Annotated in this window: 11 protein-coding genes; 5 read left to right on the plus strand and 6 right to left on the minus strand. The window is 69.2% G+C overall.

Translation table 11 applies throughout. The features are described from left to right. Positions 1-35: 35 nt before the first annotated feature. Positions 36-770 carry a GntR family transcriptional regulator gene (locus ACWGIC_RS34820; RefSeq protein WP_452080175.1) on the plus strand — a complete coding sequence of 245 codons (735 nt, stop codon included), beginning with the start codon at positions 36-38 and terminating at the stop codon, positions 768-770. Here ACWGIC_RS34820 and ACWGIC_RS34825 read toward each other — a convergent pair. Then, complete coding sequence (locus tag ACWGIC_RS34825; RefSeq protein WP_452080176.1) at positions 744-2297, minus strand: PucR family transcriptional regulator; 1554 nt, start codon at positions 2295-2297, stop codon at positions 744-746. The genes ACWGIC_RS34820 and ACWGIC_RS34825 overlap by 27 nt on opposite strands. A gap of 122 nt (positions 2298-2419) precedes the next feature. Here ACWGIC_RS34825 and ACWGIC_RS34830 point away from each other — a divergent pair, with 122 nt between their 5' ends. The 3 genes from ACWGIC_RS34830 (at position 2420) to ACWGIC_RS34840 (ending at position 5992) form a co-directional block, all read left to right on the plus strand. Next, positions 2420-3922, plus strand: a complete 1503-nt coding sequence (locus ACWGIC_RS34830; RefSeq protein ID WP_452080177.1) for a CoA-acylating methylmalonate-semialdehyde dehydrogenase — start codon at positions 2420-2422, stop codon at positions 3920-3922. Positions 3923-3934: 12 nt separating this feature from the next. Next, positions 3935-5290, plus strand: coding sequence for an aspartate aminotransferase family protein (locus tag ACWGIC_RS34835; RefSeq protein WP_452080178.1), 1356 nt, complete (start codon positions 3935-3937; stop codon positions 5288-5290). Positions 5291-5392: 102 nt separating this feature from the next. After that, the gene (locus ACWGIC_RS34840) at positions 5393-5992 is read left to right on the plus strand and encodes a MarR family winged helix-turn-helix transcriptional regulator (protein WP_452080179.1); all 600 of its coding nucleotides are present in this window, start codon (positions 5393-5395) and stop codon (positions 5990-5992) included. A gap of 24 nt (positions 5993-6016) precedes the next feature. Here the strand turns inward: ACWGIC_RS34840 and ACWGIC_RS34845 are convergent, their stop codons facing one another. From ACWGIC_RS34845 to ACWGIC_RS34860, 4 genes are all read right to left on the minus strand, one after another. Further along, a complete protein-coding gene (locus ACWGIC_RS34845) occupies positions 6017-7483 on the minus strand; it encodes a catalase (protein WP_452080180.1) in 1467 nt (488 codons plus the stop codon). An 11-nt stretch (positions 7484-7494) separates the two neighbouring features. Next, a complete protein-coding gene (locus tag ACWGIC_RS34850; RefSeq protein ID WP_452080181.1) occupies positions 7495-7902 on the minus strand; it encodes a Fur family transcriptional regulator in 408 nt (135 codons plus the stop codon). A gap of 324 nt (positions 7903-8226) precedes the next feature. Then, positions 8227-8892, minus strand: coding sequence for a response regulator transcription factor (locus ACWGIC_RS34855; RefSeq protein WP_452080182.1), 666 nt, complete (start codon positions 8890-8892; stop codon positions 8227-8229). Further along, a complete protein-coding gene (locus ACWGIC_RS34860; protein WP_452080183.1) occupies positions 8893-10071 on the minus strand; it encodes a sensor histidine kinase in 1179 nt (392 codons plus the stop codon). It abuts the gene before it with no gap. 181 nt (positions 10072-10252) lie between these two features. Here ACWGIC_RS34860 and ACWGIC_RS34865 point away from each other — a divergent pair, with 181 nt between their 5' ends. Then, positions 10253-10492, plus strand: coding sequence for a hypothetical protein (locus ACWGIC_RS34865; protein ID WP_452080184.1), 240 nt, complete (start codon positions 10253-10255; stop codon positions 10490-10492). Between the two features lie 56 nt (positions 10493-10548). On the opposite strand, the gene ACWGIC_RS34870 is transcribed toward ACWGIC_RS34865, so the two are convergent. Continuing rightward, positions 10549-11979: an APC family permease gene (locus ACWGIC_RS34870; RefSeq protein WP_452080185.1), complete on the minus strand. Its 1431-nt coding sequence runs from the start codon at positions 11977-11979 to the stop codon at positions 10549-10551. Positions 11980-12200: the final 221 nt, after the last annotated feature.

Consider the following 12200-nt stretch of genomic DNA (forward strand, 5'->3'; position numbering starts at 1 on the left):
CTGGTCAAGCCAGAACTGGACCAGAACGGACGCGCATGGCCCGATACCGAGCGATCGCCGCGGACCTCGCCGCGAAGATCCGTGCCGGGGAGTACGCGCCCGGCGAGGCCCTGCCGCCGCAGCGGGAGCTCAGCGCGTCCTACGGCGTCACGCTCATGACGCTCCGCCAGGCGCTGCGCGAACTCAGCGACGAAGCCCTGATCGTGCAACAACCCGGCCGCGGCACCTTCGTGGCGCCGACACCGGCCTCGTACCAGCTGGGCTCCTTGCGCAGCTTCACCGAGGACTTGCGCGATCAGGGTTACGTCGTGCGCACCGAGGTCGTCAGCCAGGCGGTACGGCGACTGCCCGCTCGCGTCGCCGCCCGGTTGCAGGCTCGGACGACCGATTCCGGGCTGCGGCTGGAGCGGGTGCGCGAGTTCGGCGGCCGCCGGGCGATCCACCAGGTCTCCTGGGTCGCTCCCCCGCACGGGGAACGCCTGCGGGACACCGATTTCACCGAAGTATCGCTCTACACCGCACTGTCCGAACTGGACGTAACGGTGGACAGGGCCGCCGAAACCATCCGCCCGGACGTCCTCGACGACAAACTCGCCCGCCTCCTGGACGAACCCGTCAGCACCCCGGTGCTGGTCAGCGAGCGCACCACCAGCACCCCGGACGGCACGATCGTCGTCATCGACCGCGCGACCATCCTCGGCAGCATGATGCACATCAGCACCGAACGCGCCGCCGACCGGCTGTCACTGCGCTGGGGAGCCGGAAGCTGAATCGCGATGGCCGTGCGCCAGAACGGCCAGGTGCAACGAAAGCCGGGTGTCCGGATTGGACAGCTCGACGCCCAGTACCCGTTCGATCGTCGCCAGCCGCGAATAAGCCGCCGGACGGCTGAGGTTCAGCGCCTTCGCGAACTCCGTCATCGAATAGCCCGACTCGACAAACGCCCGCAACGTCGCGAAAGCCCGGCTGGCGCGCGGTTCCGGCAACGTCAGCAACGGCCTCAGCTGAGCCTCGGTGAACTCGTGCAGCCGCGGATGCTCCCGCAACCACCACAACAACCCGCGAACCCCCAAGTCGCCAGCGCGCCGAAGTCCAGGCGCACCAGGCGATTCGACGTCCGCGACATGCACCGCCTCCTGCAGCGCCGCCGGCAGTTCGCCGAGCCGGCGCACCGGCCCGGCCGCCCCGAACGCCGCAGCCAGCCCAGCCGGAACGCCGGCGACCACCCGCTCCAGCAAAGCTTTTTCCGCAGCCGACGAGGAACACGGGAATACCGCCGCCACCCGGCCTTCCGCCAGCACGCCGCCGATCCCGTCGCTGGTCAGCACCGCGTCCAGCAGCGCCCGTTCCTGCCCGGCTTGAGCCGGACGGCATACCAAAACCGCGTAATACGCCGCCGACGCCAGCCCCAACGCCCTGGCCCGCGCGCGGACCGAACCCTCGTCCGCGCCGTGCAACAGATCCCGCAGCAAATCGCCCTGCGCTTCGATTTCCACCGACAGCGGCGAGCGTTCCAGCAACTTCCCGACCGTCAGCGCCTCAGCCGCGCGTTCGAGCACCATCCACGCTGAAGGTTGTTCCGCTGACCGCGCAGGCACGACCAGCCGACCCCAGCGTTCGCGCGGCGGCCCGACCGGCGTGCACATCCAGCCCTCCGGACCGCCCACCTCGGTCGTGGCCGAGAACGGCACTCGCCGAGACCGCGCTGGCCAATCGCGCAGCAGCGATTCCGCTGAACCGGCACCGGCGAACGCGAGCGCCCGATGCGTCCGGTCCTCCAGCACGACCGGCAGCCCGATCAAGTCCGCCGCGTGCGCGAGGACGGCGTCCGGTGCCCGCGAAGCCGACCCGACCGTGCTGAACGCTTCGTGCGCACGCTCGGCCAGCCGCAACCGCTCGTAATGCGCGTTGACGATCCGGGCGTGCACGATCTCGGTCACCTCGATGAAACGGACCGTGCTGCGCAGCTCAACCAGCGGAAACCGCGCGGCGCGAGCGGCCTGCACCAGAGCGCTGGGCAGCGCCTTCAGATGCTGGCCCGGTTCCACGACCAGCCCGATCGCGCCGGCGTCCCGCAGCGACCGGACGTACGCCACCGCGTCGAAGCCAGGCTCGGTGAACGCCCGCCCGATCGAGAGCACCAGAACGTCGCTGGTCAGCGTCCCGGCGACGTCGCTCAGCTCGCTCACGTGCACCGACCGCACCGGCACGTCGACCGCGTCCGCTGCCGAGCGCACGACCGGCGCCCCGGCAGCCATCACGGGCAGCTCGAGGACGTCTCGCAGGGTCAGGGGCACGACGTCAGCATAACCCGACGAAATGTAAAGCCAAGCCCTCGCAAACCGACGGTTCGTCGGTTACCCGCGACCCCGCCCGGAGGGACCCTCAGAGGGCGAATACCAGGAAGAAAGGTGGCTCGATGAGCGATTCCGTGCCGACGCTGTCCCAGTGGATCGCCGGCGGCGAGGCGGCAGGCTCGCCGGACGGCTACGGGGACGTCACGAACCCGGCGACCGGGAGGGTCACCGCGCGCGTGCCGCTCGGCTCGGCCGCGGACGCCGAGGCCGCGATCGCCGCCGCGAAGGCCGCGTTCCCCGCCTGGCGCAAGACTTCCCTCGCCAAGCGCAGCCGGGTGCTGTTCCGGTTCCGCGAACTGCTCGACGCGCGGTCGGGCGAACTGGCGAAGATCATCACCGCCGAGCACGGCAAGGTGCTGTCCGACGCGGCGGGCGAGGTCGCGCGCGGGCTGGAGGTCGTCGAGTTCGCCTGCGGGATCCCGCAGCTGCTCAAGGGCGCGGCGACGGCCAACGCGTCGACCGACATCGACGTCACCTCGCTGCGCGAACCGCTCGGCCCGGTCGCGATCATCTCGCCGTTCAACTTCCCCGCCATGGTCCCGATGTGGTTCTTCCCGATCGCGATCGCGGCCGGGAACACCGTGGTGCTGAAGCCGTCGGAAAAGGTGCCGACCGCCGCGAACTGGCTGGCCGAACTATGGCGTGAAGCCGGGTTGCCCGAAGGCGTCTTCAACGTGTTGCACGGCAGCAAAACCGCGGTCGACGCCCTGCTGCACAGCCCGGACATCGAGGCGGTGTCGTTCGTCGGCTCGACGCCGATCGCGCGGTACGTCTACGAGACGGGCACCGCGAACGGCAAGCGCGTCCAGGCGCTCGGCGGCGCGAAGAACCACATGGTGGTGCTGCCCGACGCCGACCTCGACCTCGTCGCCGACCAGGCGGTCAGCGCCGGTTTCGGGTCCGCGGGCGAACGCTGCATGGCGGTGTCGGTCGTGGTCGCGGTAGGCGACGTCGCCGACGCTCTGGTGCCCCGGATCGCCGACCGCGCGAAGACGCTGGTGACCGGCGACGGCACCCGCGCCTGCGACATGGGCCCGCTGGTGACCGCGGCCGCGAAGGACCGGGTGTCCGGCTACATCGCCGCAGGTGCCGAGGCTGGCGCGACGCTGGTGCTGGACGGCCGGGAAGGCGAGTTCGACGCGGACGGCGAAGGGTTCTTCGTCGGCCCCACGGTGTTCGACCACGTGCGCCCGGACATGCCGATCTACACCGACGAGATCTTCGGCCCGGTGCTTTCGGTAGTGCGCGTCGAGACGTTCGCCGACGCGATCGAGCTGATCAACGCCGGTCCCTACGGCAACGGCGCGGCGGTCTTCACCAACGACGGCGGCGCGGCCCGCCGGTTCTCCGCCGACGTCGAGGCGGGCATGGTCGGTGTGAACGTCCCGGTGCCGGTCCCAGTGGCCTACCACTCGTTCGGCGGCCGGAAGAACTCGCTGTTCGGCGACACCCACGCGCACGGCGGCGAGGGCGTGCACTTCTTCACCCGCGCCAAGGTCGTCACCACCCGCTGGCCGGGAGCCGGTCAGGGCGGGCTCGACCTCGGCTTCCCGCAGAACGTCTGAGAGGAGTCGGCAATGGACACTCAGTCGGCAGCAGCCCGGCACCTGTGGATGCACTTCTCCCGCATGGGAAATTACCCGGACGCGCCGGTACCGGTGATCACCCGCGGCGAGGGCGTGCACGTATGGGACGACCGCGGCCGCAAGATCCTCGACGGCCTGGCCGGGCTTTTCGTCGTGCAGGCCGGACACGGCCGCCGCGAACTCGTGGAGGTCGCCGCGCGGCAGGCGAACGAACTGGCGTACTTCCCGATTTGGGGCTATGCCACGAAACCCGCGGTGGAACTGGCCGAGCGGCTCGCGCATCTCGCACCGGGCGACCTCAACCGCGTCTTCTTCACCACCGGCGGCGGTGAAGCTGTCGAATCCGCCTGGAAGGTCGCGAAGCAGTACTTCAAGCTGACCGGAAAACCCGGCAAGCACAAGGTGATCAGCCGGGCAGTGGCCTACCACGGCACTCCGCACGGCGCGCTCGCGATCACCGGACTGCCGGCGATGAAGAAGGACTTCGAACCGCTCGCGCCGGGCGGTTTCCGCGTGCCGAACACCAACCTGTACCGGCATCCGGAGTTCGCCGACGACCTCGAAGCCTTCGGCCGCTGGGCCGCGGACCGGATCGAGGAGGCGATCCTCTTCGAGGGCGCGGACACGGTCGCCGCGGTCGTGCTCGAACCGGTGCAGAACTCCGGCGGCTGCCTCACGCCGCCGCCTGGGTACTTCGAACGGGTGCGGGAACTCTGTGACCGGCACGACGTGCTTCTGGTCGCCGACGAGGTGATCTGCGCGTTCGGCAGGCACGGCACAACGTTCGCCAGCGAGAAGTTCGGCTTCCAGCCGGACCTGCTGACCTGCGCCAAGGGCCTGAGCTCCGGATACAGCCCGATCGCCGCGCTGATCGCGTCAGACCGGGTGATGGAGCCGTTCCTCGGCGGAGGAGTCGGTTTCCCGCACGGCTACACCTTCGGCGGGCACCCGGTGTCGGCCGCGGTCGCACTGGCGAACCTCGACCTGATGGAACGCGAGGGACTCAACCAGCGCGTGCTGGACAACCAGGACGCGTTCCGCTCGACGCTGAGCAAGCTGCTGGACCTGCCGATCGTCGGCGACGTCCGCGGCGACGGCTACTTCTGGGCGGTCGAACTGGTCAAAGACAAGGCGACCCGCGAGACGTTCAATGCCGACGAGCGGGAACGCCTCGTCCGCGGCTTCCTGCCCGGCGCGCTGTTCGACCGTGGCCTCTACTGCCGCCCGGACGACCGGGGCGACGTCGTGGTCCAGTTCGCGCCGCCGCTGATCGCGGGGCGGGCGGAATTCGACGAGATCGAGCAGATCCTGCGAGACGCGCTGCTGGAGGCGCAGAAACTCGTCTGAACCACCTGGCGAGGGAGGAGGCCGGGACCGGCTGGTCCCGGCCTTCTTCCGGGCCGTCGCTTATCATGGACGGCACGGAGTCCTAGCCGCGAGGCGGTGCGCATGCCCGAGCACGAACCCGGCCTCGACCGACGCCTGGCCGACGCGATCGAGCGGCTCGGGAACGGCTTGCGCGCGCTTTCCCAGCGCAGCGCCCGCACCCAGCGTCTTTCGCCGCTGCAGCAACAAGCGGTGCTGTCGTTGTCCCACCAGCCCGCGCCGCGGCGAGAGGTAAACGCACTGGCCGCGGAATTCGACGTGACCACACCGACGATGTCCGACGCGGTCAGCGCGCTGGAACGCAAAGAACTCCTCACGCGCTCGCCCGGTTCGGACGGACGGCGCCGCCTGCTCACCCTGACCGACCGGGGCTACGAGGTCGCCGCCGAACTCTCGGAATGGGACCGGCAACTGGTGGGCTCACTCGCCGCACTGCCGGAAACCGACCGGGCCACCACCCTGCACACCCTGCTGCGGGTGATCGCCGACCTGCAGAGCAGCGGCGCGATCAGCGTGGCGCGGGTCTGCACGACGTGCCGGTTCTTCGGGCCCAACGAACACCCCGAGCCGGAGGCTCCCCACCACTGCCATCTGATGCGGAAACCCCTGGCGCTGACCGAACTGCGCACCGACTGTCCGGAACACGAACAGACACCAGCCTGACCACCCGGCCGCGGCCGGACCAGGTCACAACGCCCCGATCTCCTCGCACGCCTTCCGCACGCCCGCGCCGTACGCCGGGTCCGCCTTGGCGCAGTTGTCGATGTGCCGCTCGACGGTATCCTTGCGCGCGCCCTTGATCCCGCGCGCCGTGTTCTCGAAAAGCCGCTGCCGCGCGCCCTCGTCAAGAAGCCGGAACAGGTTTCCCGGCTGCTCGTAATAATTGTCGTCGTCCTCGCGGTAGTCGAACCGGTCCGCGACCGCTCCGGCCGGTCCCGCGGGTTCGGCGTGCTGCGGCTGCTCCGCCCACCGCCCGTAGGAGTTCGGCTGTACTCCCGGGACTCCGCCCTGGTTGCCGTCCACCCGCATCGCGCCGTCGCGGTGATAGGTGTTGACCAGCGTCGCCGCGCGCGGGCAGTTGACCGGGATCTGGTGGTGGTTCACGCCGAGCCGGTAGCGGGTGGCGTCGCCGTAGGAGAACAGCCTGCCCTGCAACATCTTGTCCGGGCTGACCGAGATGCCCGGCACCAGGTTGGCCGGGGTGAACGCGGCCTGTTCGACGTCGGCGAAGTAGTTCTCCGGGTTGCGGTTCAGCTCCAGTTCGCCGACCTCGACGAGCGGGTAGTCCTTCTTGCTCCACACCTTCGTGAGGTCGAACGGGTGGAATCGGTAGGTCTCCGCGTCCGCCTCCGGCATGAGCTGCACATAGAGCGTCCACTTCGGATAGTCGCCGCGCTCGATCGCCTCGTACAGGTCGCGCTGGTGCGATTCGCGGTCCTCGCCGATGAGCGCGTCCGCCTCGGCGTCGGTCAGGTTTTCGATGCCCTGCTGGGTGCGCAGGTGGAACTTCACCCAGTGCCGCTCGCCCGCGTCGTTGATCAGGCTGAACGTATGCGAGCCGAAGCCGTGCATGTGCCGGTAGGTTTTCGGGATGCCGCGGTCGCTCATCACGATGGTGATCTGGTGCAGCGCCTCGGGCAGGTTCGTCCAGAACCCCCATTTGTTCTCCGCGTTGCGCAGGTTCGTCCGCGGATCGCGCTTCACCGCGTGGTTCAGGTCGGGGAACTTCAGCGGGTCCCGGTGGAAGAAGACCGGCGTGTTGTTGCCGACCAGGTCCCAGTTTCCCTGCGAGGTGTAGAAGCGGACGGCGAACCCCCGGATGTCGCGTTCGGCGTCCGCCGCGCCGCGTTCCCCGGCGACGGTGGAGAACCGCACGAACGTCTCGACCTCGTTGCCGACCCTGCTGAACAACGCGGCCTTGGTGTAGCGGCTGATGTCGTGGGTGACGGTGAACTTGCCGAACGCCCCGGACCCCTTGGCGTGCATCCGCCGTTCCGGGATCACCTCGCGGTCGAAGTGCGCGAGTTTCTCCACCAGCCAGAGATCCTGGAGCAGCACCGGACCGCGCGCACCCGCGGTGAGGCTGTTCTGGTTGTCGGCGACCGGCGCGCCGGCCGCGGTGGTCAACGGATCGTTGTTGTCGGCGAAGGTCATCGCTCCTCTTTCTACGGTGGCGCGGACAGACAGGACGGGCAGGTGCCCCAATACGTCACCTCGGCCGCGTCGATGCGATAGCCGTTTTCCTCCGCGGGCGGCAGATCGACGCGCTCGACGTCCGCCACCGCTCCGCACCCCCGGCACGCGACGTGGTCGTGGTCGTCGGTGCGCAATTCGAACCGGGCGCGGGAGCCGGGCAGTTCGAGCCTGCGCACGAGACCGGCCCCGAGCAGCGCGGCCAGCACGTCGTAAACCGCTTGCGCGGAAACGGAACCGAGTTTCTCGCCCACCGCGTCGCGAATGTGCTCGAACCCGGCGTGCGGACGGCGTCCCAGCACCTCCAGCACCGCGATCCGCTGTTTGGTGACCCGCAGCGAAACCCCGCGGAGCGCGGCTACCGCATCCGCAGCCTGCACGACGGTTTCCTCCCACCCCGGCGCGGAGAGCCAGCCAGGCAACTAGTTAGGACTCCTATCGGAAGTGTGGCAGGCCGTCCGCCGCAGCACAAGAGGATTCCGGATCGACTCCAGAAAAGCGGCCGGATTCGGCTTCGCGAAACCAGACTTCAGCGTCAAGATGGTACCGGAGCACGAAGGGGATTCGCTGCGACAATCAGCGTAAATGCCACCCGGTTATTCACGTTGCGTCAATAAATGCGCCCGATTCGCATTTCGTCAGCGAAGGGCACATTCATTTTCGAATACGTGCGCAAAATCCGCTTGTTGCTAAGGATTCGCCGGTCATTCCTCGCTGTCGCGCACCACCAGCGCGATCTGCACCCGGTTCACCACGCCCAGCTTGGCGAACAAGCTGCTCGTATGCGCCTTCACCGTCGCCACGCTGATGTGCAGCCGGGCCCCCACCTCGGCGTTCGACAGCCCTTCCGCGATCGCCTTCGCGGTGTCCAGCTCGCGTTCGGTCAACGCAGCCAGCCGGGCGCGCGCCGCCTCCCGCGCGGCCCGCCGGGTCTCCGACGACCGCGGCCCCATCGCCGCGGTGATCAACCGGCTGGTGGCCGCCGGGGACAGCGCGGGATTGCCGTCGGCGACCGAGCGCACCGCGGCCAGGATGTCCGGCGGCGGGGTGTCCTTGAGCACGAACCCGAGCGCACCGGCCCGCAGCGCGCCGAGCACCATCTCGTCGGAATCGAACGTGGTCAGCACGAGGATCCGCGGGGGTTCCGGCCAGCTGAGGATTTCTTCGGTCGCGCTGAGGCCGTCGCGGCCGGGCATCCGCACGTCCATCAGCACGACGTCCGGCCGGAGCCGGCGGACCTCGGCGACTGCGGCGTCGCCGTCCGCGGCCTCGCCGGCGATTTCCAGGTCGGCTTCGCCGTCGAGCATGAGCCGCAACGACATCCGCACCAGCTGATCGTCGTCGACGATCACCACCCGCACCCGCTCCACTCACTCGCTCCCTTCGTCGCGGGCAGGCCACGGCAGCCACGCGGTCAGCACGAACCCGCCGTCCGGGTCCGCGTGATGGTCAAGTTCACCACCGGCAAGCCCGACCCGTTCGGAGAGGCCCAGCAACCCGAATCCCGACGACGGCGGCGGCTTCTCGCCCCTCGCCGCGCCGGAATCCCGCACGGTCACGCGCAGCCCCTCGCCTTCCCCGCCTTCGACCGTGACCCGCACCTCCGCGCCGGGCGCGTGCTTCCCGGCGTTGGTCAGTCCTTCTTGGACGATCCGGTACACCGTGCGGGCAAGCAGATCCGGCGGCGTTCCGACGGAATCCGGGGTATAGCTGACGTTGACGCCAAGGGCGCGGGCGTCGGCGATGAGCGCGGGCAGATTCGCGAGCGACGGCTGCGGCGGCTCAAGCCCGCCCGGACTGGCCCGCAACACACCGAGCACGTCCCGCAGTTCCTCCAGTGCCTGGTGCGCGCCGTCGGCGATCCCCTTGGCGAGCAGCGACACCTGCTCGGGCGGCAGATCGGAGCGATGGCCCAGCACTCCCGCCTGCATGGCGACCAGTGAAACCCGGTGCGCGAGGACGTCGTGCATCTCGCGCGCGATCCGGTGCCGCTCGACGATCCGCGCCTCGGCCGCCCGCGCGACCTGCTCCCGTTCGGCGCTCTCCGCGCGTTCCCGCAGCGACCGCAGTTCCTCGCGGCGCGCCCCGATCGCCGCCCCGATCGCCACGACGATGCCGGTGATAAGGGCGATGAGCGAAATGGACAGCCACCACGGGTCAGGATCGGCCCCGCGCGGATAAAGCCCTTCGGTGACCGCACCGGTCGCGACGCAGCCGATCCCGATCACCGTGGTCTCGAACGGTTTGCGGCGGGTGGCGAGCGACCCGAGCACGAGCAACGCGGCCCCGCCCGCCAGCGTCGAGACCGCCGAGGCGATCACCACGCCGGTGGCGACCGAGAGCGGATACCGCCGCCGCCACAGGGTCGCGACCAGGCAACCCGCGCCGATCACCGGGTCGCCGAAGATCAGCCACCCGATCCGCGGGTCCTGCGACCCCTCCGGCAGTTTCGCGGCGACCGCCACCCAGGCGAACAGGCCGAGCAGCGCGGCCACGACCAGCCGCCACCCCTGCTGCCACGGCTTGAGCTTGGCCTGCGCAACGATCACCTGGCCATCTTCGCCGATCCGCCCCGGCTGTGCAGCAGCCCCCGGCACAGCGCGGACCTAGACCAAAGTCTTAACCCCGCGGCTCGCCCGACTTTGGTCGGCCGTAAACCGCGCCCCAGGTCCGATGTGCGGCCCGCCTCCCTCCCGCAGACTGAAGGCACCAACGAACCGGGGAGAACACATGAGCAAGGGCGGCTACGGAGCCGTGCAGGCGGTCGGCATGGTGGTCACGATCGTGTGCGCGCAGGCCATCATCCGCAGCTTTTTCGACCACGAGACCCACCAGCTGTGGGGCGCGTTCACCTGGGTGCCCGGCGGCTGGACCGGACAGCTGATCTCCCTGCTGGTGCTGACCGTCGCCGGGCTCACGCTGGCCGGATGGGCACACGACCGGACCAAGACGAACGACGACGCCAGCTGAACGGCGCCGCCACGGGACCGCTCGACCCCCGTGGCGGCACCCTTGCAACACTCGGGTCAATGCACCTCCGGCCCGAGCGCCGCATACGTCTCCGGACGCCGCCGTCGCAGGTACTCCGCCATCGCCAGCCCGGCGACAACCAGGACCGGCAACAGCCACGGCAACACCCCGATCCACGCCGCGTCGGACCCGGCCATCGTCGGAAAGTTCAGCACCGCCAGCACAATCACGCCGATCAACCCGGCCCCGCCAAGCCCCGGCGCGACGAACGTGCTCCACCAATGCGGATCACGCCGCTGCCGGAAGAACACCACCACCGCGATCGACGCCATCGCCTGCAGCACCAGGATCGCCAAGGTCCCGAACCCAGTCATCGACGACGTCAGGAACGCCACCGGATCAAGCCCCAGCACCGCGAAGATCGCCGCCACCACAGTAGCGAACCCGATCTGCGCCGCACTGGCATTGCGCGGCGTACCGGAAACCGTGCGCCCCAGCACCTTCGGCAACACACCGTCCCGAGCCAGCGCGTAGATGTACCGGCTCGCAGAATTGTGCAACGCCAGCAGCGCGGCGAAGAGACTCACCACGAGCAGCAGTTGCATGGCATCGGTGAGCACCGTCCCGAGAACGTTCTGCGAGGTAGCGAGCAGCAGGTCGCCCGCCGCAAGATGTTCCTGCGCAACGTCTTTCGCATTCCCCACGCCGATCGCACTCACCAGCGCGAGCGACGTAACCGCCGCGAATACCCCAATCGCGATCACCGCGATGTAGGTGGCACGCGGTACCGACCGATTCGGGTCACGCGCCTCTTCGCTGAACAGCGCAGTCGCCTCGAACCCGATGAAACACGTGGCAGCGAACAACAACCCCAGCCCGATCGACCCGGACGTCACCACCGCGGGCGACAGCGCACTGAGCGAATACCCGGATTTCACGAGCACCGCGACGTCGAACACGACCAGAATGCTGACCTCGAGAATCAGCGACACCGCAAGCACCTTCGCCGAAACGTCAACCCCGCGCCTGCTCAGCAAAAACACCGCGACGACCGACAGTCCCGCCCAAAACTCCCACGGCACGTCAAGATGAAACACCCGGTTGACGACACCGCCAGTCAACGCCCCCGACGTCCCCACCGCTCCCGCGACGAAACAGTTGTACCCAGCCAACGCCACAAACGCCCCGGAAAGCCCAGCCGGCCGCCCGAGTGCCGCGGTAAGATACGCGTAGAACCCGCCCGCGTTGGACACATACTGGCTCATCCGCGCGTACCCGATGCCGAACAGCAGCAACACCACCCCGGCGATCAGGAACGACGCAGGCATCCCGCCGCCATTGCCGAGCGCGATCCCCAGCCCCGCGATGACCACCATCCCGGTCAACGGCGCGACCGCAGCGAGCACGAGGAACGCGATCCCGCCAGTGCCCAGCGCGTTAGCGCGAAGCTGCCCGCCGACCGCCTCCGGTGTCGACTGCTGTGCCATCCAGGCCTCCCGATCCGCCCGCGAGGCACCCGCGCCCCGCGGCGTCCCAGTGTGCTTGCTCAGCGCCCTATCGCCTTGTCGCCGCAGGCAGAAGTCTTGCCAATCCGCGCACCCCCACCCCAGCCAAAGTCCTGAAGGGACCCCCCCACACCCCCTGACCCCTGCCTCACGACCACCCCGGTCCGTGAAGGGCTCCTTGAGGGAATCTGATTCCCTCAAGG

The organism is Amycolatopsis sp. NPDC054798 (genome assembly GCF_053611505.1).

What these genes read in the sequence shown, in the direction of transcription:
- ACWGIC_RS34820 (WP_452080175.1), top strand. Translation starts at nt 36, where the DNA reads ATGGCCCGATACCGAGCGATCGCCGCGGACCTCGCCGCGAAGATCCGT.
- ACWGIC_RS34830 (WP_452080177.1), top strand. Translation starts at nt 2,420, where the DNA reads ATGAGCGATTCCGTGCCGACGCTGTCCCAGTGGATCGCCGGCGGCGAG.
- ACWGIC_RS34835 (WP_452080178.1), top strand. Translation starts at nt 3,935, where the DNA reads ATGGACACTCAGTCGGCAGCAGCCCGGCACCTGTGGATGCACTTCTCC.
- ACWGIC_RS34840 (WP_452080179.1), top strand. Translation starts at nt 5,393, where the DNA reads ATGCCCGAGCACGAACCCGGCCTCGACCGACGCCTGGCCGACGCGATC.
- ACWGIC_RS34845 (WP_452080180.1), bottom strand. Translation starts at nt 7,483, where the DNA reads ATGACCTTCGCCGACAACAACGATCCGTTGACCACCGCGGCCGGCGCG.
- ACWGIC_RS34865 (WP_452080184.1), top strand. Translation starts at nt 10,253, where the DNA reads ATGAGCAAGGGCGGCTACGGAGCCGTGCAGGCGGTCGGCATGGTGGTC.
- ACWGIC_RS34870 (WP_452080185.1), bottom strand. Translation starts at nt 11,979, where the DNA reads ATGGCACAGCAGTCGACACCGGAGGCGGTCGGCGGGCAGCTTCGCGCT.